Below are 20,944 nucleotides of genomic sequence, written 5' to 3' on the forward strand. Positions count from 1 at the left end.
TTGTTTTTATGTGATATACTTATAATAAGATTAGATTAATACGATAATTTACAAAAGTTTTGAAATCTTAAAGGGGAGACCATCCTTGACAAACAAAGAAAGAGTATTTAATTTAGTAAAGGATTTATCAAAAGAAATAAATATTAAAGAAAAGAAGGGATTGACTGCCCAAGAAATTGCCAAAAAATTGAATTTGAGAAGGAATGTGGCAAGCCATTTATTAAATGAACTTTATAAAGAGGGCAAAATAATAAAAATAAACACAAGGCCTGTCTATTTTTTAGACAAAGAAGTTTATGAAAAGAAGGCAAAAGAATTCAAAGAAACGGCTAAAACTTTGGATTCAACTGTAAAGGTTTCAAACGATGACCCTTTTACAAAGCTTATAGGATATAACGGCAGTCTTAAAACACAAGTGAAATTATGCAAATCTGCTGCTTCCTATCCTCCCAATGGACTACCTATTTTGCTTATTGGAAATACAGGAGTAGGTAAAAGCTTCATTGCTCAACTTATTTACGAATATGCAAAATCGATCAATGCCATAGATGAAAATGCTCCATATGTGATATTTAATTGCGCTGAGTATGCTAACAATCCTGAACTACTTTCCGCAAACCTTTTTGGCTATGTAAAAGGAGCATTTACAGGTGCTGATAAAGATAAACCCGGCCTTTTAGAAGAAGCGGATGGAGGATATTTGTTTTTGGATGAAGTTCACAGATTGCCGCCAGAAGGGCAGGAAAAACTGTTTCTATTTTTGGACAAGGGAATATTTAGAAGGCTTGGTGAGACAGGCAATTGGAGAACGGCGAAAGTGAGGTTTATTTTTGCTACAACAGAAGACCCTGAGCAAACTCTTACAAAGACTTTTTTAAGAAGAATCCCATTAGTTGTAAATATTCCTTCCCTTTATGACAGACCTTTACATGAAAGGTTACAACTTATCTATAACTTTTACAAAAATGAGGCAAAAAATCTGGGAATGGATATTTTAATAAGCAAGCAAGTATTGAATGTTCTTCTTAAGACCAAAATATCCGGCAACATTGGCCAGCTTATGAATGTCATAAAATACAGCTGTGCTCAAGCCTATAACCATGTCATAAGAGAGAAGACAAATATATTGCGAATCCATCTATATGACCTGCCGAGAGAAATGCAGGCTGATTTAGATATAATAAAAAGTAATTTTCACTTTAACGGCATGTTAATTTCTCACAATAGGAAAGATGAAGATTTAACATGGGATAAAGGAGACGATAGAGAGGTTTATGAGGTAGTGAACAAGCTATTTGAACTATTTGAGAGATATAGCAGCAAAGAAATAAGTGAGGATACTTTTAAAAAAGACGCTTTAATTTATTTGAATGAATTTACAGATAAAATAATTTTTAAAAATGACAATACTTATATAGATTCGATAGTTTTCAATGCTATCAAAAGCGTAGTGGAGAATGTGTTAAATATAATACAAAATATGTATGGGATTAAATATTATGGTAATTCAGTTTTAGTATTGACGCATTTTATTAATTATTTATTAAGCGATGTAACTTACGAGAAGTATTCTGAGAATATAAAAATGGTATACAGAGTTTTGAAAAATGTTTTTCCCAAAGAGTTTATAATAGCTAATAAAATGGTAGAACTTATTGAAGTTAACCTGGACGTCAAGCTCAACCAAATAGCTGTAATTTATTTTACGCTTTATATTAAAAGTTTAAATAAAAGTGACAATACAAATCTCATAAATTCTATAATAATAGCCCATGGTTATTCAACTGCCAGTAGCATAGCCAGCGTCGCCAATAGGCTTTTGGGACAGTTTGTTTTTGAAGCTTTTGATATGCCAATTGAGATGTCAACACAGGAAATTATGCTAAAAGTTCAAGATTATTTAAAGAATATAGATACCTCCAAAGGAATCATTATATTGGTTGATATGGGTTCTTTAGAGGAGATATACAAGTCTTTGACTGACATTGTCGAGGGAGACATAGCAATTATTAATAATATTACTACTCAATTGGCTTTAGACGTTGGCAACAAGATAATGCAAAATCAGCCTATAGAACAAATTGTTACAGAATCAATCCAAAGAAATAGCAGTAGTTATAAACTCATTAAGTCGCAAAAAAATAAAAGAAATGCTATTATTGCTACTTGTATAACGGGAATAGGAACTGCTGTAAAAATAAAAGAACTTTTAAAAGAATGCTTTGTAAATGAAGATATTGAAATAATTGCGTACGATTATAATAGACTTAAAGGTAATGGTGTAAAAGACGAGATATTTAAAGACTTTAATGTTAAATTAATTATTGGTACAGCAGATCCTGGCATAAAAGAAATACCTTATTTGTCGTTAGAAGATTTGATTGCTGGAAAGGGCGATGTACTATTGAGTAAAGTTTTAAGAGGGGTTGCGGATGCTGAAAAAATTCAGCGAATCAATCAAACGATAGTCAGACTTTTTTCTTTGCAAAATGTGTTACATCATTTGACAATATTAAATCCTGATAAAATAATTGCTCAAGTTGAAAAAGCTATTTCCGATTTAGAAAGATTCATTGGTGTGAGGCTTTCAAATGATTTAAAAATAAGCTTATATATACACGTTAGTGTAATGATTGAAAGATTAGTAATGAAAGAGCCCATTGTGTTTTACAGTAGTTTAGAAGAGTTTGAACAGTGTCATAGACAGTTCATAAATTTCGTTAAATCTTCTTTTAGTGTCATAGAAGAGATGTACAAAATTGAAATTCCTACATCAGAAATAAGGCTGATATATGATATTATAAAAGATAGAGTAGCAGAGTTAAATGTGTAATTAATCAAAGCATGCTGAATAGTTAGTACACTATTTGGCATGCTTTTTGCATTATAAAGAAGCAGATAAAAATTTAAAATAAAGTATAGTTAACATCAACTTTTAAAAAAGTTTCAAAGAAGTATTTTAAAATTCAAAGTTAAAGATATTAGCAAAGCGGAGGTGTAGTAGTGAAAGAAAAATTCGTACTAATTATTACACATGGAAATTTTGGGAAAGGATTATTAAACGGAATTGAGGTGATTATGGGAAAACAGGAAAATGTGTTAGCCTTGGGACTTAATTTAGGGGATAATATCGAGCTTTTAAGAGCTGAAGTTGAAAAGATTGTTAGAGAAAAGCTAAGAGAGAACAAGGAAGTGATAATTGCTGTAGATTTATTTGGGGGAAGTCCATTCAATATCGCGCTTTATGTTATGAAAAACTATGATGTAAAAGTTATAACAGGAATTAATATGCCTATGCTGATAGAATTATTATCATCTATTAATATGTATGATATTGATGAATTATTAAAAAATATTCACAAGTCAGCTGTTGATGGAATTAAAGTAATAGAAAAAAGTTCACTTAAGTTTTAGAGAAGAAAGGAAGGAAGAGCATGTGGAAAGTGGTATTTGCAAGAGTCGATGACCGATTGATTCATGGTCAAATAATGACAAGATGGATGAAAGGATTTCCAGGAGCTTCCATTGTGATTGTAGATGATAGTTTAGCTGTTGACAATTTTATGAAAAACATTTATACGATGGCTGCACCGCCAGGTGTAAAAGTAAAAGTGGTAAGTGTTGATACCGCATTAAAGGAATGGAATCAAAAAGCTAACATTGATGAAAAGGTATTCTTACTTTTTAAGGACATTCAAACGGTAGAAAGAACGATAAAAGAAGGAATTCCTATTAAAACTCTCAATATTGGTGGTGTTGCAAAGATGCCAGACAAAAAAGCTATAACACAAAGTGTAAATTTAAATTCTCAAGAAGCAGAGATTTTATGGAATTTACACCGGAATTTTGGCATAGAGATATATTTACAAATGGTGCCAGATAGTGAAAAGCTAAGTATAAATACTGTTATAGAAAAGTATTTTCCGCAGTTGAAATAAAATTTTGATTCACTATAACAATGTATATGCTCTATTAAAAAAGAATAGCTTCAATATTATTCAAGTTTTTAAATTGTTATAGTGGATCGTTTTAAATAAAAAATTTCTAAAAGGAGGGTAATGGTTTATGGGTCAAATAACTGTTTTGCAAGCTGCGTTAATAGCTGCATGGGTAGCTGTAGTAGAGTCAAGAATTATTGGTTATACTTTATCTGGTTTTCTTCGTTTTACGGCTGTAGGAACTGGATTTGTAGTTGGACTTATTATGGGTAATGTACCTCAAGCAATGGTTATAGCAGCAACAATACAATTGGTTTATATGGGTATTATTGCACCTGGAGGTACAACACCAAGTGAAACAGTTGTTGCAACTGCTGTAGCAGTTCCTGTGGCATTGGCATCAGGAATGACACCAGAGCAGTCTATTGCTGTGGCAGTGCCAGTAGGTCTTTTAGCAGCATACTTAGTAAGTTTTAGGTTTTTTATTAACTCTCTTATAACTCACTGGGTTGATAGATTAGCTGAGGAATTAAATGATAGAGGTATTACCTTTGCATCTGTAGTTCTAACTACTATTATAACAATGGTTTTATTTTTCCCTTCAGTGTTTGTTGCAGTTTACTATGGAGCACCTTTAATAGATTCATTTTTAAAAACAATACCTCAAAGTGTGTTACATGCTTTAACTGTTGTTGGAGGAAGTTTACCTGCTCTAGGTATTGCGTTAACATTAGCAGTAATTGGGCGTAGAGAATTAATGGTATTTTATCTTCTTGCATATTTTGTCTCTTTAATATTGAAACCTCTTAATGTAAATGCGCTTATCTACGCTATCTTTGGAGGAATTGCAGCATATATATATGTGATTCTATATTATAAAAATGTTTTTGAAAATGATACAAATGCAGATTATGAGACAAAAAATAGCGAAGATAATGATACCCGCAGAAAAATGGATACCACAATCTCCAACAGCGATATAAAAGTTACAGAAAAAGACTTGAAATCTACCTGGTTTAGATGGTGGCTTACCACAGAAGTTCCACATTCTTTTGAAAGATTGCAAGCTTTAGCGTTCCAATGGAGTATAATGCCTGTTCTAAGAAAATTATATAAGAACAATTTAAATGAATTAAAAGAGGCTTATAAGAGACATCTTGTATTTTTCAACACTCAGGGAACGTGGGGTGGAGCACCAATTTTAGGAATTACTCTTTCACTTGAAGAACAAAGAGCAAGAGCTATTGCCGACGGGAAAGAAGCTCCTGATCCCAATATCATTAATGCTACAAAAGTTGGTTTAATGGGACCTTTAGCAGGTATTGGTGATTCTGTAGAATGGTCTACGATTATGTATTTATTAATAGCAATTGCGCTTCCTTGGGCAAAGTCAGGTAGTGCGATGGGAGCATTATTCCCTTTAATTCTCTTCCCAGTAATTACTTATACTTATGGTTATTATTTCTTAAGACTTGGGTATAGACTAGGTAGGGAGTCAGTAAACGTGTTACTTGGAGGAGAAAAATTAAAAGCTCTTATTACAGGTCTTTCAACCTTAGGACTTTTTATGATGGGTGTATTAACAAGCTCATATGTATCAATTTCTACTCCTCTTAAATGGACAATTTCTGGAAAAGCATTTGAATTGCAAGCAATATTAGATAAAATACTCCCAGGTATGTTGCCGCTTCTTACCGTATTGCTGGTATATTGGTATTTTACCAAGAAAGGATTAAAGGTTCTAAAAGTTCTTGGATGGATGGTAGTTATATTCTTCATATTAGGTTGGATAGGAATCCTATAATTCTTATCAATCGATTCCACCCAAAATAAGGGTGGAATCGATGTTTAAAAACTTGACTAGTTGGAGGGAGTAAAAATGAAGAATGATGTAGGTCTAATAGGACTTGCGGTAATGGGGCAAAACTTTGTTTTGAACATGGCCAGAAATGGTTATAGTGTTTCAGTGTACAACAGGACAGAAGAGAAAACGAAGAAATTTATTGAGGAAAAAGTAAAAGATGAAAAAATTTATCCTTTTTATGCCTTAAAAAATTTTGTAGAAAGCTTGGAAAGACCGAGAAAAATTATATTAATGATAAAAGCCGGGGAACCGGTAGATAATATGATTAATGAACTTTTGACGTATTTAGAACCTGGAGACCTTGTGGTAGATAGTGGTAATTCTAATTTTAGAGATACTTCTAGAAGATTAAAGTATTTGTCAGAGAAGGGAATTTTATTTTTAGGGATGGGGATTTCAGGTGGAGAATATGGAGCATTACATGGTCCATCTTTAATGCCAGGAGGGACAAAAGAAGCATATGATTTAATAAAAGATGTACTTTTAAAAGTATCTGCAAAAACTGAAAATGGAGCATGTTGCACATATGTAGGAAACGATTCTGCAGGTCATTTTGTGAAAATGGTTCATAATGGTATTGAATATGCTATTATGCAGTTAATTGCTGAAGTATATGATTTTATGAAAAAGGTATTGAATATAACTAATGAACAAATAAGCGATGTCTTTGAAAAATGGAATAAGGAAGAACTTAATTCCTATTTAATGGAAATTTCTTATAAGATTATGAGATATAAAGACAAGGAGACAGGAGGATTTTTGATAGATTACATTTTAGATAAAGCAGAACAAAAAGGCACTGGAAAGTGGACTGCTCAAACTTCTTTGGATTTAGGAGTTCCTACACCAACATTGAATTTGGCGGTAGAGGCCAGAGTTATTTCTCATTACAAGGAAGAAAGAAAAACTTTATCAAAATTATATTCGAAAGAAAAGAATACAATCTCTGTGAATAAAGAAGAAATGATAGAGCATTTAAAAAAGACACTGCTTTTTGGAGTATTCATGTCATTTTCACAAGGATTATGGCTCATTTATGAAGCTTCAAAACAATATAATTATGGAGTAGACCTTAGCGAAATATTAAGAATTTGGAAAGGAGGCTGTATTATAAGAGCAAAAATTTTAGACTTTTTGAGGGATATCATCAGAGAAAATGAAGAATATGCAAATCTTTTGCATAGTGATAAGTCTATAGAATTTATTAAGGATAAATTAAATTCTGTCTATCAAGTTCTAGAAATTGGAAGAAATTATAGAATACCTCTCATGATAATAAATTCTGCAGTTGATTATTATTTTGCTTTAACAGAGGAAAATCTTCCTGCAAATCTTATTCAAGCCCAACGTGACTTTTTTGGAGCTCATACTTATGAAAGAGTCGATAAAGAAGGAATATTCCACACAGAGTGGGAAAAATAAGCCATGGAGAAGTTGCTCCATGGCTTTATAACTAAAAGAAATAGCATGATTGACTCGATGACAGTAATCTGCTATAATTTAAGCGTTGAAAATTTGACTTAGATATTTTAAAGAAGAAGTGGTTCCATAGGCTTCTTGCTTTTTTCATGGGAAGGTGATTTTTATAATAAAAATAAAACTAACACCTACTCAAGTACTTGCTTTAGGATTTGCGACTATTATATTAATTGGAACTTTATTACTAATGCTACCTGTGGCAACTAAAAGTGGAGAGAGAACAGATTTTTTAACTGCGCTTTTTACGGCTACATCAGCTACATGTGTTACTGGCCTTGTAGTTGTTGACACAAAAACATATTGGTCTGTTTTTGGGCAAATAGTGATAATGTTGCTGATACAAGTTGGCGGTTTAGGTATTATGACCATGTCAACGCTTTTCGCGTTGATCCTTGGTAGGAAGATAACCTTTAAAGAGAGATTGGTGATGCAAGAAGCTTTCAATACAAATAGCCTCGGAGGCATTGTGAAATTTGCTAGGTATATATTAATGTTTTCTTTTTTATTTGAAAGTATTGGGGCAGTTATATTGACTCTGAGATTTTTACCACAGATGGGATTAAAAAAAGCGGTGTATTATGGCTTTTTCCATTCTATTTCTGCATTTAATAATGCTGGCTTTGATCTTATGGGGAATTTTAAGAGTCTAACGGGTTATGTTTCTGACTGGGTGGTAAACCTGGTCGTAATGGGTTTGATAATATTTGGTGGATTAGGATTTTACGTTTTGCTTGATATATACGAACATAGACATTTTAACAAATTTACACTGCATTCAAAAATTGTTATAACTATCACGTTGCTTTTAATTGCCATCGGTACACTGCTTATATTTTTATTTGAATACAATAATCCAAAAACATTAGGACCACTGGATTTTCCTACAAAAATACTTGCAGCATTATTTCAAGCTGTGACACCAAGGACAGCTGGCTTTAATACGTTATCGCTTTCTGACATGACTATAGCGTCTAAATTTTTGACAATAATACTTATGTTTATTGGAGCTTCTCCAGCTGGAACAGGTGGAGGCATCAAGACAACTACTTTCGCGGTTATACTATATACTGTGTTATCAGTTATACAAGGTGAAGAAGAGACAGTACTTTATAAGCGCACTATTAGCAGAAACATAGTCTATAAAGCTGTAGCTATATCTTTTATAAGTGTTTTTATTATTTTCTCCGTGACTATGGTTTTATCTATTACTGAAACATCCAACTTTTTGACTGTATTATACGAGACGACTTCAGCTTTTGGAACTGTAGGACTATCACTTGGGCTTACCCCCGAATTGAGTACAGTTGGCAAAATTATTATAATATTTACAATGTATACTGGCAGAGTTGGTCCTTTAACATTGGCGCTGGCATTGGCACAAAGGCAGAAAAAACCTAAACCTATTATGAAGTACGCTGAAGAAAAGATTATGGTAGGCTAAAACAGAGGTGAGAATGTGAAACAGTTTATTGTTATCGGATTGGGGAGTTTTGGTATAAGTCTGGCTAAGACTTTATATGAAATGGGCAATGACGTACTGGTTATAGATGAAGATGAAGAATTGGTGCAAGCTATGAATGGCTTGGTTACACATGCAGTGAGGGCTGATGCTACTGATGAAAATGTACTTAAGTCCCTAGGTGTGAAAAATTTTGATGTGGCTATAGTTGCTATAGGAAAGAACATGGAATCAAGCATTATGGTAACAATGTTGGTCAAAGAATTGGGTGTAAAATATGTAGTAGCAAAAGCTCACAATGAATTACACGCAAGAGTTCTTTATAAGGTTGGAGCAGATAGAGTTGTAATGCCTGAAAAAGATATGGGCATAAGGGTTGCCAGAAATGTTTTTTCTAGCAATTTAATAGACCTTATTGAGTTTTCTAAGGAATACAGCATAGCAGAAATTCTTCCAATTGAAGAATGGTTTGGCAAAACGTTAAAGGAAATAAACGTGAGAGAAAAATATGGATTAAATGTCGTAGCGGTAAAAAAATTTAATGATGAAATCATTGTATCACCAGGGCCGGACTATGAGATTAATGAAGGTGATGTATTAGCTGTTTGCGGGAAAAATACAGATATTAAAAGATTTGAGATAAAAACATAGGATATAGGAAGAATTGTAGAAAAATAAAGCCATTGGAGTATATGTCACTCCGTGGCTTTATTTTTTTTATTTTTTTACTCAAAAAGGAGGATTTTTTTAATATACGTCGAATATATATAATATAAGTTTGTTGAATCAATAAACTATTGGGGTGGTTATATAAATGAAAAGAAAATTAAAAAACAGTGTCGGAATATGGGCATTTGGCCCTGCTGCTACAAGATTCGATCCTGCAGGATACCACACGGAGCTTTCAAATGAGACAATGGAAGCATATATTGCATGGCACTTGGAGCAAAGTTTTAAATAATTATATTTTCAAAAAGGAGGAAAATGACATGGAATACTTCAAAAATGTACCACAAATAAAATATGAAGGACCAAAATCAAACAATCCATATGCATTTAAATTTTACAATCCAGATGAAATAATAGACGGAAAACCTTTAAAAGAACACTTGCGTTTTTCAGTAGCGTACTGGCACACATTTACAGCCAATGGGACAGATCCATTTGGAGCACCCACAATGCAAAGGCCATGGGACCATTTTACTGACCCTATGGATATTGCCAAAGCGAGAGTAGAAGCAGCCTTTGAACTATTTGAAAAACTCGACGTACCATTTTTCTGTTTCCATGACAGAGATATAGCTCCGGAAGGAGAGACATTAAGGGAGACGAACAAAAATTTAGATACAATAGTTGCAATGATAAAAGACTACTTAAAGACGAGCAAAACAAAAGTATTATGGGGCACAGCGAACCTTTTTTCAAATCCGAGATTTGTACATGGAGCAGCTACTTCCTGTAATGCAGATGTATTTGCATATGCAGCAGCGCAAGTAAAAAAAGCACTTGAGATAACAAAAGAACTTGGAGGACAGAACTATGTATTTTGGGGTGGAAGAGAAGGATATGAAACATTACTTAACACAGATATGGAATTGGAACTTGATAACTTAGCAAGATTTTTGCACATGGCAGTAGAATATGCAAAAGAGATAGGATTTGAAGGGCAGCTTTTAATTGAGCCAAAACCAAAGGAACCGACAAAACACCAATATGATTTTGACGCAGCGAACGTATATGCATTTTTGAAGAAATATGACCTTGATAAATACTTCAAATTAAACATAGAAGCAAACCATACGACACTTGCAGGACATGACTTTCAACATGAATTAAGATATGCAAGAATTAACAATATGTTAGGCTCTATAGATGCAAATATGGGAGATATGCTTTTAGGATGGGATACAGACCAATTTCCAACAGATATACGAATGACAACCCTTGCAATGTATGAAGTCATTAAGATGGGTGGTTTTGACAAAGGAGGACTTAACTTTGATGCAAAAGTAAGACGTGCTTCATTTGAACCAGAAGACCTATTTTTAGGACATATTGCAGGAATGGATGCTTTTGCAAAAGGATTTAAAGTAGCCTATAAGCTTGTTAAAGATGGTGTATTTGATAGATTTATAGAAGAAAGATACAAAAGTTATCGAGAAGGCATAGGAGCAGAAATAGTAAATGGAAAAGCGAACTTTAAAACTCTTGAAGAATATGCATTAAACAATCCAAAGATTGAGAACAAATCAGGCAAGCAAGAGTTGTTAGAGTCAATATTAAATCAGTATTTATTTAGTGAATGACGGAGGGCTAAAATATGTATTTTCTTGGGATAGATTTGGGTACATCAGCTGTAAAGATAATTTTAGTAGAGGAAAAAGGAAATGTAATAGGAAGCACATCAAAAGAATATCCAGTATATTACCCTCAGCCAGGCTGGTCAGAACAAAACCCTGAAGACTGGTGGAATGCCACAAAAGATGGCATACGTGAGTTAATAATTAAAACTGGTGTAAAAAATGATGATATAAAAGGCATAGGGCTAAGTGGACAAATGCATGGCCTTGTGCTTTTAGATGAGAACAACAATGTACTATTGCCTGCTATACTTTGGAATGACCAAAGAACGCAAGAGGAATGTGATTATATTACCCAAAAATTAGGTAAAGAAAGATTGACAAAATACACAGGGAACAAAGCTTTAACCGGATTTACAGCCCCAAAGATATTATGGGTAAGAAAACATCGCCCTGATGTATATAAAAAGATTCATCGTATACTTTTACCTAAAGATTACATCAGATTCAAACTTACAGGGGAATATGCAACAGATGTATCAGATGCATCAGGTACATTGTTGTTTGATGTAGAAAATAGAAAATGGTCAAAAGAGATGCTAGATGCGTTAGAGATACCCTATAATTGGATGCCAAAATGTTATGAATCTACGGAGGTAACTGGATATGTCACAAAAGAGGCAGCAGATTTGACAGGATTAAAAGAAGGGACAATAGTTGTAGGCGGAGGAGGAGATCAAGCAAGTGGAGCAGTAGGGACAGGAACAGTAAAAAGTGGCATAGTATCAGTTGCACTTGGCACTTCAGGAGTTGTATTTGCAAGTCAAGACAAATATGTAGTAGATGAAGAAAACAGATTACACTCTTTCTGTCATGCTAATGGCAAATGGCATGTAATGGGAGTAATGCTCTCAGCAGCCGCTTGTTTAAAATGGTGGATAGATAACATAATCAACTTTAATGGTTCTTCTATAACATATGAAAAGCTTTTAGAAGAAGCAGAAAAAGTAACACCAGGCAGTGGTGGATTAATATTTCTGCCTTATCTCATGGGTGAGAGGACTCCACATAGTGACCCTTATGCAAGAGGAAGCTTTATAGGATTAAACATGACTCACAAGAGAGAACACATGACAAGAGCAATACTTGAAGGTGTAGCATTTGGGCTTAGAGACTCACTTGAGATAATAAAAGAACTCAATATACCGATAAATGAAGTCAGAGTAAGCGGTGGCGGTGCAAAAAGTGTGTTGTGGAGACAAATACTTGCAGACATTTTTGGCGTCAGAGTAGACATGGTAAATGCGACTGAAGGACCAGCTTTTGGCGCAGCAATAATGGCAGCAGTGGGATATGGAATATTTAAAGATGTTGAAGAGGCATGTAGTACACTCATCAAAGTGACTGATAGTGTTTACCCAATAGGAGAAAATGTAAGTAAATATGATGAAATATATGCTATCTACAAGGACTTGTATTACTTACTAAAAAATACATTTAAAAGAATCTCAAAAAATGGTTAAAAGGGGGTGTCCAAAAATATCACAAGACAAAAACCTTTTACAGCAAAAATATTATAGAAATATATTATTTTGAGGAGGGGAATAGGTATGTCATGGAAATTTTCTAGAAAAATTGTTTTGATGTTTGTGGCTATGTTTGTTTTAGGAATTGTTCTTTCTGGGTGTGCTACTACACAGAATAATCAACCAAATAGTTCTTCTACAACTCCATCTTCTAACGAATCGACAAAAGCCCCGGAAAAAATAAAAATAGGATTTAGCATGGACAATTTGGCGTTAGAAAGATGGCAAAAAGATAGAGATTTATTTGTGAAAAAAGCACAAGAATTAGGGGCAGAAGTATTAGTTCAGTCTGCCAATAGTGATTCACAATTGCAATATTCACAATGCCAAAATTTAATTGCTCAAGGAATACAGGTTTTAGTTATATTACCTACAGATGGAAGTGCAATAGCGCCTATAGTGGAAGAAGCTCATAAAGCAGGTGTAAAGGTTTTAGCCTATGATAGATTAATAATGAATTCTGACCTTGATTACTATGTTTCTTTTGACAATGTAAAAGTAGGAGAATTGCAAGCAGAAGCAATTACCAAATTAGTACCAAAGGGAAGGTATTTCTTACTTGAAGGTTCTCCGACAGATAATAATGCAAAACTATTTTATGAAGGACAGATGAAAGTATTAAAGCCATTAGTTGACAAGGGGGATATTAAAATTGTAGGAGAACAATGGGCTAAAAATTGGGATACTAATGAGGCTTATAAAATTATGCAGAATGCTTTAGTTGCTAATAATAATAAGATTGATGCAGTAGTTGATGCGAACGATAGTACTGCATTAGGGGCAATTAGGGCTTTAGAAGAGCAAGGATTAGCTGGCAAAATTCCAATTTCTGGGCAAGATGCCGACTTAGCTAATTGCCAATTGATTGTAGAAGGAAAACAGACAATGACTGTATACAAACCAATTGTATTGGAAGCTACAAAAGCAGCTGAAATGGCAGTTGCTATGGCGAAAGGAGAAAAAGTAGAAACTAATGGTACAGTGAATAATGGGAAAATAGATGTACCTTCCATGTTGTTAACTCCTATTGCAGTAGATAAGAGTAATATGGTAGATACAGTTATAAAAGACGGATTCCAGAAATTAGAAGATGTTTACAAAAATGTTCCCAAAGATCAATGGCCAAAACAGTAAATAAATTAAGTAGGGGAAGAATCTCTTCCCCTACTTATTCCAAGATTTAAAGGAAAACTGCAATTGGAGGGTTTTTATGAGTGAATATATATTGGAAATGTACAATATTACAAAAGAATTTCCAGGAATTAAAGCATTGGATAATGTTTCTTTCAAGGTAAAAAGAGGTGAAATCCATGCTCTTTGTGGAGAAAACGGTGCTGGTAAATCTACATTGATGAAAATATTGAGTGGTGTATACCCTTATGGTACTTATTCTGGCGAAATATTTTATAATGGTGAAAAATTGATTTTACACTCAATTAGAGATGCTGAAAGAAAAGGTATAGCTATTATATATCAAGAATTAGCTTTAATTAAGGAGCTTTCAGTAAAAGAGAATATTTTTATGGGCAATGAGCCGAATAAAAATGGAATAGTAGATTTTGACCAAATGTACATTAATGCTAAAAAAATCTTACAACAATTTAATTTAGATATTGATCCTAACACGTTAGTGAAAAATTTAGGAGTTGGGCAACAACAATTAGTGGAAATTGCGAAAGCATTATCTAAGAGTGCAAGCTTATTGATCTTGGATGAACCTACATCTTCTCTAACAGAAGCAGATGTTGAAATTCTACTAAAAATATTAAAGAAATTAAAAGAAAATGGAGTTACATGTATCTATATTTCCCATAAATTAGATGAAGTAATGGAAATTGCGGATACTGTAACTGTGATTAGGGATGGTAAAACTATAGGGACTGATTCTGCAAAAAATTTAACAAAAGAAAAGATTATAAGTATGATGGTAGGGCGAGAATTATCTCAACTTTATCCAAGAGAAAAACACTTTATAGGAGAGGTATTTTTTGAAGTAAAAGATTTCAATGTTTATGACACAAAAATTCAGAACAGAAGAATAGTAAAAAATGTGAGTTTTAAACTTAGGAAAGGAGAAATTTTAGGAATTGCAGGTCTGATTGGTGCAGGACGTACAGAGCTTGTTTCGAGTATTTTTGGTTCTTATCCTGGAAAATGGACAGGAGATGTATATTTGGAAGGGAAGAAGATTATTATCAGAAATCCAAGTGATGCATTAAAATATGGTATTGCAATGGTACCGGAAGACAGGAAAAAAGAGGGGCTTATTAGTTTGATGTCAGTAAAAGAAAATATGACTATATCAAATTTAGAAAATTATAAAAAAAATCTGATAGGTACAATAAATGAGAACAGGGAACTATTAGATGTAAAAGACTATATAAAGAAGATAAATATAAAAACATCGCATTTTAGTACACAAGTAAAAAACTTAAGCGGTGGCAATCAACAAAAAGTGGTATTGGCAAAAAACCTATTAAGTAAACCTAAAATATTAATTTTAGATGAGCCTACAAGAGGTATTGATGTTGGAGCAAAATATGAGATTTATAAATTGATGTTTTCGCTTGCTAAAGAAGGTATTTCAATAATAATGATTTCTTCAGAATTGCCGGAAATACTAGGTATAAGCGACAGAATAATTGTAATGCATGAGGGGGAAAAGAAGGGAGAATTTGAAAACAAAAATGTAACTCAAGAAATGATAATGCAATGTGCAATAGGAGGTAGAAGTAATAATGATTAAAAGCGACAAAACAGAAAAAGATATCATAAAGAGATTTAGTGGTTTAAATTTAAATATAAAATTGTATACAATGGTATTAGCTTTAGTAGCGATATGGATTATATTTTCTGTTGCTACCGATGGGAATTTTATTACACCCAGAAACATATCTAATCTTTTGAGACAAACAACTGTTACTGGTATATTAGCGATTGGAATGGTTTTTGTAATTATCGCAGGACAAATCGATTTGTCGGTTGGTTCTTTGTTGGGATTGACAGGTGGAATAGCTGCTATACTAAATGTATGGTATAACTTGAATGGGTTAGTTTCTATTTTTGTAGCTTTGATAATAGGAATATTATTAGGCTTATGGAATGGATGGTGGGTAGCATATAGAAATGTTCCGGCTTTTATTGTTACCCTTGCAGGCTTGCTTGTTTTCAGGGGAATTTTAATTGGTATAAGTAAAGGGTATACTATTGCTCCTTTAAGTACAGATTTTCAATTTATTGGACAAGCTTATTTAACACCTAGCAGTGGATATATATTAGGAGTTGTAGCAGTTTTTTTGGTAATTTATTTGGTATTAAATAGTAGAAAAACGAAAGCTAAGTATAATTTGGAATTACCTCCTTTGTGGATTGATATGCTTAAGATAGCGATTTTAATATTTTTTATAGGTTTATTCATCTTCATTTTAAACTTATATATAGGGGTGCCACTATCTGTACTAATTCTATTGATATTAATGTTAGTTTTTTCATATATTTCATCAAAAACGGTATTTGGGAGAAGAGTGTATGCTATTGGTGGCAATGTAGAGGCTGCTAAATTATCAGGAATTGATGTTAAGAAAATTACATTGATTTTATTTGCTTTGAATGGCTTACTTGCTGCATTTGCTGGGGTACTATTGACATCAACCTTGAATGCTGCATCTGTGTCAGCAGGGCAAAATGCAGAGTTAGATGCTATCGCTGCAAGTGTTATTGGAGGTGCTAGTTTAAGTGGAGGTGTAGGAACTGTATTTGGAGCAGTAATAGGTGCACTGGTTATGGCTAGTATAGATAATGGAATGAGCATGCTTAACTCACCGCCATTTTGGCAATTTGTAGTAAAAGGAATGATTTTACTTATAGCTGTATGGGTAGATGTAATCTCTAAAAACAAATAACAGTTTAAATAAATTTTGGACCCATACAAAATTTAGAGGAGAGATTATATGATTTTTAAAATAAAAAATTATAAAAAATTATTTTAATTTTTTCTCGAGAGTTTAATATGGTATAATTTACACTAGAAAATAATAATGGCAATAGAAGGGTGAAGAAATGATAACAGCGGATCAATTATTAGTTAAGCAAATAAATAAATCAATAGTACTAAATACTATTCGCAAAAAAGGCAATATTTCGAGGGCAGAAATTGCAGGTATAACAGGTTTAAACAAGTCAACTGTATCTTTCCTTGTTGATGAACTTATAAACGAAGGGTTTGTGAAAGAAGAGGGGCCAGGAGAATCAAAAGGTGGCAGGAAGCCAATCATATTAAGCATAAATAACAAAGCTGGGTGCATAATAGGCATTGATTTAGATGTAAATTATATACTAATTGTCTTAACTGATTTGATGGCAAATGTTATTTGGGAAAAGAAAATAGATGTAAAAATTGGCGAGACCCAGCAAACGATTATTGAACGTTTGATAGAATTGATTGATGAAGCAATCTCAAATGCTCCTGAAACAATAAGAGGAATTTTAGGAATTGGGATTGGTGTTCCTGGCATTGTGGATTACAAGAAAGGCAGTATATTATTAGCGCCAAATTTAAAATGGGAAAATGTACCTCTTAAACAAATTATAGAAGATAAATTCAAAATTAAGGTACACATAGATAATGAGGCAAATGTAGGAGCTATAGGAGAAAAGTGGTTTGGGGCAGGTGCCAAATATAACAATCTTGTTTATGTGAGTGCTGGAATTGGTATTGGTACAGGAATAATAATTAATGGAGAATTATACAGAGGCACAGTAGGTCTTGCTGGAGAAATGGGACATATGACAATTGATATTCATGACCATCAGTGTAGGTGTGGCAATACAGGATGTTGGGAAAATTATGCTTCAGAAAAAGCATTGCTTGAATACTTAAATACACAATTGTTGATGGGAAAGTCTGATGAGTATATAAACAAAAATAACTTTTATACACTGAGTGCTATTGATATTATCGATTATGCGCGAAAGGGGAGCAAAATAGCGATAGAAGCTTTAAAAGAAATAGGAAGAAAATTAGGAGTAGGTGTAGTTAATATTATAAATACTTTTAATCCCGAACTTATAATTATTGGAAATACTTTGTCTTTAGCTGATGACTTAATTTTAAATGAAGTTTTAAAAGAAGTAGAGGAAAAAAGTCTTGTTTATAGATATTATAAAGTAAAAATAAAAACTTCCAAACTTCAATTCCATGCGGGGGCAATTGGAGCAGTATCTTTAGTTATTTCTGAATTGTTTGCATATCCTGGACTTTAATTATAATGAGGTGTTGACATGGGAAAATTAAAAGCAATTATTATAGGGCCAGGGAATATTTTTAATAAAGCCTATTTGCCTTTCATATTTAATTTAGATGAACTAAATATATTAGGTATTGTTGGAAGAAACAAAGAAAAGCTCCAAAAATATAAAGAAAGATATGGATGTGATGTTTACACAGAAATAGACGTTGTGATAAAACAAAAGCCAGATTGTGCTTTTGTACATGCGTCTACAGATAGCCATTATGAAATAGTAAAAGAACTACTAAAAAGCGGTATTCACGTATATGTTGATAAGCCTATAACTGAAGAGATAGATAAGACAAAAGAACTTATAGATTTGGCTATGGACAAATCTCTTATTTTGAAGGTAGGTTTTAACAGAAGATATGCGCCTATGTATCAAAAAGCCTTAGCTTTGTTTGAAGGCTTAAAACCTGAATTGTGCATTATGGTGAAAAATAGGAATAATGACATCAAAAATAGTGTTAAGTTTACAATTTATGACGATTTCATTCATATAATAGACACTTTATGCTATATAGTTAAAGATGTTGATGACATAGATGTAAATATTTCAAAAGAAGGAGATTCATTGATTCATAGAAGTATAAAATCTAATAGTTCTACAGCGATAGGAGTCATGCATAGAAATGGTGGAAAAGATTATGAAAGGTTAGAGATACACGGGCATGGCAAAAGTGCAGTTGTGGAAGATATGGAAAGTATAAGAATAATGGAAAATGGCAAAATATATGTGCATAATTTTGAAAGCTGGGATACTATATCTTATAGAAGGGGTTTTGAGACTGCTGTAAAAAGCTTTTTAAAGAACGTATTAGAAGGGAATTATGCAAATGACGAATTAAAATGTACTTTAAAATCTCATGAGATTATAGAGGAAATATTAAAAAAGACAGTATAAAATCAGGGCACAAAAAGCCCTGATTTTATAAATAATTAAATCACGTGAAAAGTTATAAAAAATTTTTATTTTTATTATTGACAAAATGTCATTTTTATTTTATTATATAGTTAAGCGTTTTACTAAAACGTTAAACCAAATTTAATAGGTTATGAATTTATGGCTGTAACAATAAAAGATATTGCAAAACTAGCGAATGTATCAATTACAACAGTATCGAGAGTTATAAACAATAAAAGTGAAGGAGTTAGTGAAGAAACTAGAAATAGGATTCTTCAATTAGTAAAAGAATTGGGTTATCAACCTAATGCAATAGCACGAGGCTTAGTTACTAAAAAAACTAAGACTATCGGCCTTATAATTCCCGATATTTCCAACCCATTCTTTCCTGATATTGCCCGTGGTGTAGAGGATAGTGCTCACATTTACGGTTACAACGTCTTCTTGTGCAATACAGATGACAATTTGGAGAAAGAAAGCGAGTATATAAATGCACTAAAAGAAAAATATGTCGATGGTATAATATTTACCAGCAGTTCTATTCCTAAACATGAACACATTATGGAACTTGTCAAGAGTGGTATTCCTATTGTCATAATGGATAGACGTGTTGATTCTGAAGACATTTACGGAGTTTTTCTTGATAACTATGAAGGTGGTTACATTGCGACAAAACATCTCATAGATTTAGGGCATAAAAAAATTGGTTGTATAACAGGACCGCTGTATATTAGTAATGCTATTGAAAGATTGGAGGGGTATAAAAGAGCTTTGGTAGATAATGAAATAGAAGTCGATAATAGGCTCATATTTGAAGGAGATTATAAGATAAATAGCGGCATAATTGGGGCGGAAAAATTGTTAGAGCATGAAGTAACAGCTATTTTTGCCTCTAATGATTTAATGGCATATGGAGCGTATAAAGCCATACGTTCATATGGGTACCAGATACCAGATGATATTTCGATAGTAGGGTTTGATGATATACAACTTTCACAAATACTAGAACCACAGCTTACAACTATAAGGCAACCTGCTTATGATATGGGACTGACTGCTGCTCGAATGCTAATAAAACTTGTAGAAGGGAAAAAGTTAAAGAAAAAAATTATTAATTTTAGACCCCAGTTGATAATACGCCAAAGCACAAAAAATATTGGCTAAAGGTGGTAAAAAAATGGAGAAAATAGTTGTTGTTGGAAGTATTAATATGGACGTTGTGATACGAGTTCCGCATATTCCTGTAGTTGGTGAGACAGTTATTGCTTATGATTTGAAAAATTACGGCGGTGGTAAAGGCGCAAATCAAGCGGTATCAATTGCAAGGTTGGGTGGAACGGTCTTTATGATCGGCAGAGTTGGAAATGATGAATATGGTAAGAAATTATATGAGGGTTTAAAAATTGATAGCATAGATGTTAAAGGAATAGAATTTGATTACGAAATACCGACGGGTACAGCTTATATTAATGTGAGTGAAAGAGGAGAAAATAACATAGTTGTTTATCAGGGAGCAAATAAAAGGCTTAATATAGAGCAAATAGAAAAACACGAAGATATTTTTGATGAAGCAAAAATGTGTGTAATTCAGTTAGAAATACCAGTTGAGACAGTAGAATTTGTAGTGGATTTATGTTACCGAAAGGGTATAAAAGTCATATTAAATCCTGCACCAGCATGTGAATTGCCTGATACGCTCTTAGAAAAGGTTTATATTTTAACTCCAAATGAAACAGAATTAGCTCTTTTATCTAGAAGTAAAACAGAAACAATTGCAGATATAAAAAAGGCCTCAAAATATTTGCTGGACAAAGGAGTTCAAAACGTTATAACAACTATTGGAGAAAAAGGAAGCTTTTTTATCAATAAGGATACAGAAAAACTATTTGATGCGATCAAAGTTACTGCTGTTGATACAACAGCAGCAGGTGATTCATTTACAGGAGCATTAGCAGTGGCATTAAGTGAAGGGAAAAATATTGAAAGTGCAATAGAATTTGCTACATACGTAGCAGCATTAACGGTTACTAAAGAAGGCGCTCAGTCATCCTTGCCTTATAGAGATGAGGTAGAAAAATTTATTAAAGAAAGGACATTCCAGTAATAGATAAAAATAGTATCTTCTC

General features: G+C 33.0%; 17 protein-coding genes. All 17 read left to right on the plus strand.

The window, feature by feature from the left end; translation table 11 throughout:
• Nucleotides 1-85: 85 nt before the first annotated feature.
• The 17 genes from M663_RS0105045 (at nt 86) to rbsK (ending at nt 20,922) form a co-directional block, all read left to right on the plus strand.
• Entirely contained in the window at nt 86-2,833 is a 2,748-nt protein-coding gene (locus tag M663_RS0105045; RefSeq protein ID WP_029688166.1) for a sigma-54-dependent transcriptional regulator, read from the plus strand.
• A 170-nt stretch (nt 2,834-3,003) separates the two neighbouring features.
• A complete protein-coding gene (locus tag M663_RS0105050; protein WP_029688167.1) occupies nt 3,004-3,414 on the plus strand; it encodes a PTS sugar transporter subunit IIA in 411 nt (136 codons plus the stop codon).
• 20 nt (nt 3,415-3,434) lie between these two features.
• Nucleotides 3,435-3,938 carry a PTS sugar transporter subunit IIB gene (locus M663_RS0105055; RefSeq protein ID WP_029688168.1) on the plus strand — a complete coding sequence of 168 codons (504 nt, stop codon included), beginning with the start codon at nt 3,435-3,437 and terminating at the stop codon, nt 3,936-3,938.
• A 127-nt stretch (nt 3,939-4,065) separates the two neighbouring features.
• A complete protein-coding gene (locus M663_RS15270; protein WP_273702637.1) occupies nt 4,066-5,742 on the plus strand; it encodes a PTS system mannose/fructose/sorbose family transporter subunit IID in 1,677 nt (558 codons plus the stop codon).
• Between the two features lie 75 nt (nt 5,743-5,817).
• Nucleotides 5,818-7,224 (plus strand): NADP-dependent phosphogluconate dehydrogenase, encoded by a 1,407-nt coding sequence (gene gndA, locus M663_RS0105065; RefSeq protein ID WP_029688170.1) that lies wholly within the window; start codon nt 5,818-5,820, stop codon nt 7,222-7,224.
• A gap of 154 nt (nt 7,225-7,378) precedes the next feature.
• Nucleotides 7,379-8,722, plus strand: coding sequence for a TrkH family potassium uptake protein (locus M663_RS0105070; RefSeq protein WP_029688171.1), 1,344 nt, complete (start codon nt 7,379-7,381; stop codon nt 8,720-8,722).
• 15 nt (nt 8,723-8,737) lie between these two features.
• The gene (locus tag M663_RS0105075) at nt 8,738-9,391 is read left to right on the plus strand and encodes a TrkA family potassium uptake protein (RefSeq protein WP_029688172.1); all 654 of its coding nucleotides are present in this window, start codon (nt 8,738-8,740) and stop codon (nt 9,389-9,391) included.
• A gap of 163 nt (nt 9,392-9,554) precedes the next feature.
• The gene (locus M663_RS15275) at nt 9,555-9,701 is read left to right on the plus strand and encodes a hypothetical protein (protein ID WP_013149658.1); all 147 of its coding nucleotides are present in this window, start codon (nt 9,555-9,557) and stop codon (nt 9,699-9,701) included.
• Nucleotides 9,702-9,729: 28 nt separating this feature from the next.
• Nucleotides 9,730-11,046, plus strand: coding sequence for a xylose isomerase (xylA, locus tag M663_RS0105085; protein WP_029688173.1), 1,317 nt, complete (start codon nt 9,730-9,732; stop codon nt 11,044-11,046).
• 14 nt (nt 11,047-11,060) lie between these two features.
• Entirely contained in the window at nt 11,061-12,563 is a 1,503-nt protein-coding gene (xylB, locus tag M663_RS0105090) for a xylulokinase (RefSeq protein ID WP_029688174.1), read from the plus strand.
• Between the two features lie 87 nt (nt 12,564-12,650).
• Complete coding sequence (xylF, locus tag M663_RS0105095; RefSeq protein ID WP_029688175.1) at nt 12,651-13,760, plus strand: D-xylose ABC transporter substrate-binding protein; 1,110 nt, start codon at nt 12,651-12,653, stop codon at nt 13,758-13,760.
• 76 nt (nt 13,761-13,836) lie between these two features.
• The gene (locus M663_RS0105100; protein WP_029688176.1) at nt 13,837-15,372 is read left to right on the plus strand and encodes a xylose ABC transporter ATP-binding protein; all 1,536 of its coding nucleotides are present in this window, start codon (nt 13,837-13,839) and stop codon (nt 15,370-15,372) included.
• Nucleotides 15,365-16,528 carry a sugar ABC transporter permease gene (locus tag M663_RS0105105; RefSeq protein WP_029688177.1) on the plus strand — a complete coding sequence of 388 codons (1,164 nt, stop codon included), beginning with the start codon at nt 15,365-15,367 and terminating at the stop codon, nt 16,526-16,528. The genes M663_RS0105100 and M663_RS0105105 overlap by 8 nt, the downstream gene beginning before the upstream one ends.
• A 157-nt stretch (nt 16,529-16,685) precedes the next feature.
• Complete coding sequence (locus M663_RS0105110; RefSeq protein WP_029688178.1) at nt 16,686-17,888, plus strand: ROK family transcriptional regulator; 1,203 nt, start codon at nt 16,686-16,688, stop codon at nt 17,886-17,888.
• Nucleotides 17,889-17,906: 18 nt separating this feature from the next.
• A complete protein-coding gene (locus M663_RS0105115) occupies nt 17,907-18,818 on the plus strand; it encodes a Gfo/Idh/MocA family oxidoreductase (RefSeq protein ID WP_029688179.1) in 912 nt (303 codons plus the stop codon).
• A gap of 159 nt (nt 18,819-18,977) precedes the next feature.
• Complete coding sequence (locus M663_RS0105120; RefSeq protein ID WP_029688180.1) at nt 18,978-19,982, plus strand: LacI family DNA-binding transcriptional regulator; 1,005 nt, start codon at nt 18,978-18,980, stop codon at nt 19,980-19,982.
• A 13-nt stretch (nt 19,983-19,995) separates the two neighbouring features.
• Entirely contained in the window at nt 19,996-20,922 is a 927-nt protein-coding gene (gene rbsK / locus M663_RS0105125) for a ribokinase (RefSeq protein WP_029688181.1), read from the plus strand.
• The last annotated feature ends 22 nt before the right edge of the window (nt 20,923-20,944 follow it).

Source organism: Thermoanaerobacter sp. A7A, from assembly GCF_000445185.1.
Classification (GTDB): Bacteria; Bacillota; Thermoanaerobacteria; order Thermoanaerobacterales; family Thermoanaerobacteraceae; genus Thermoanaerobacter.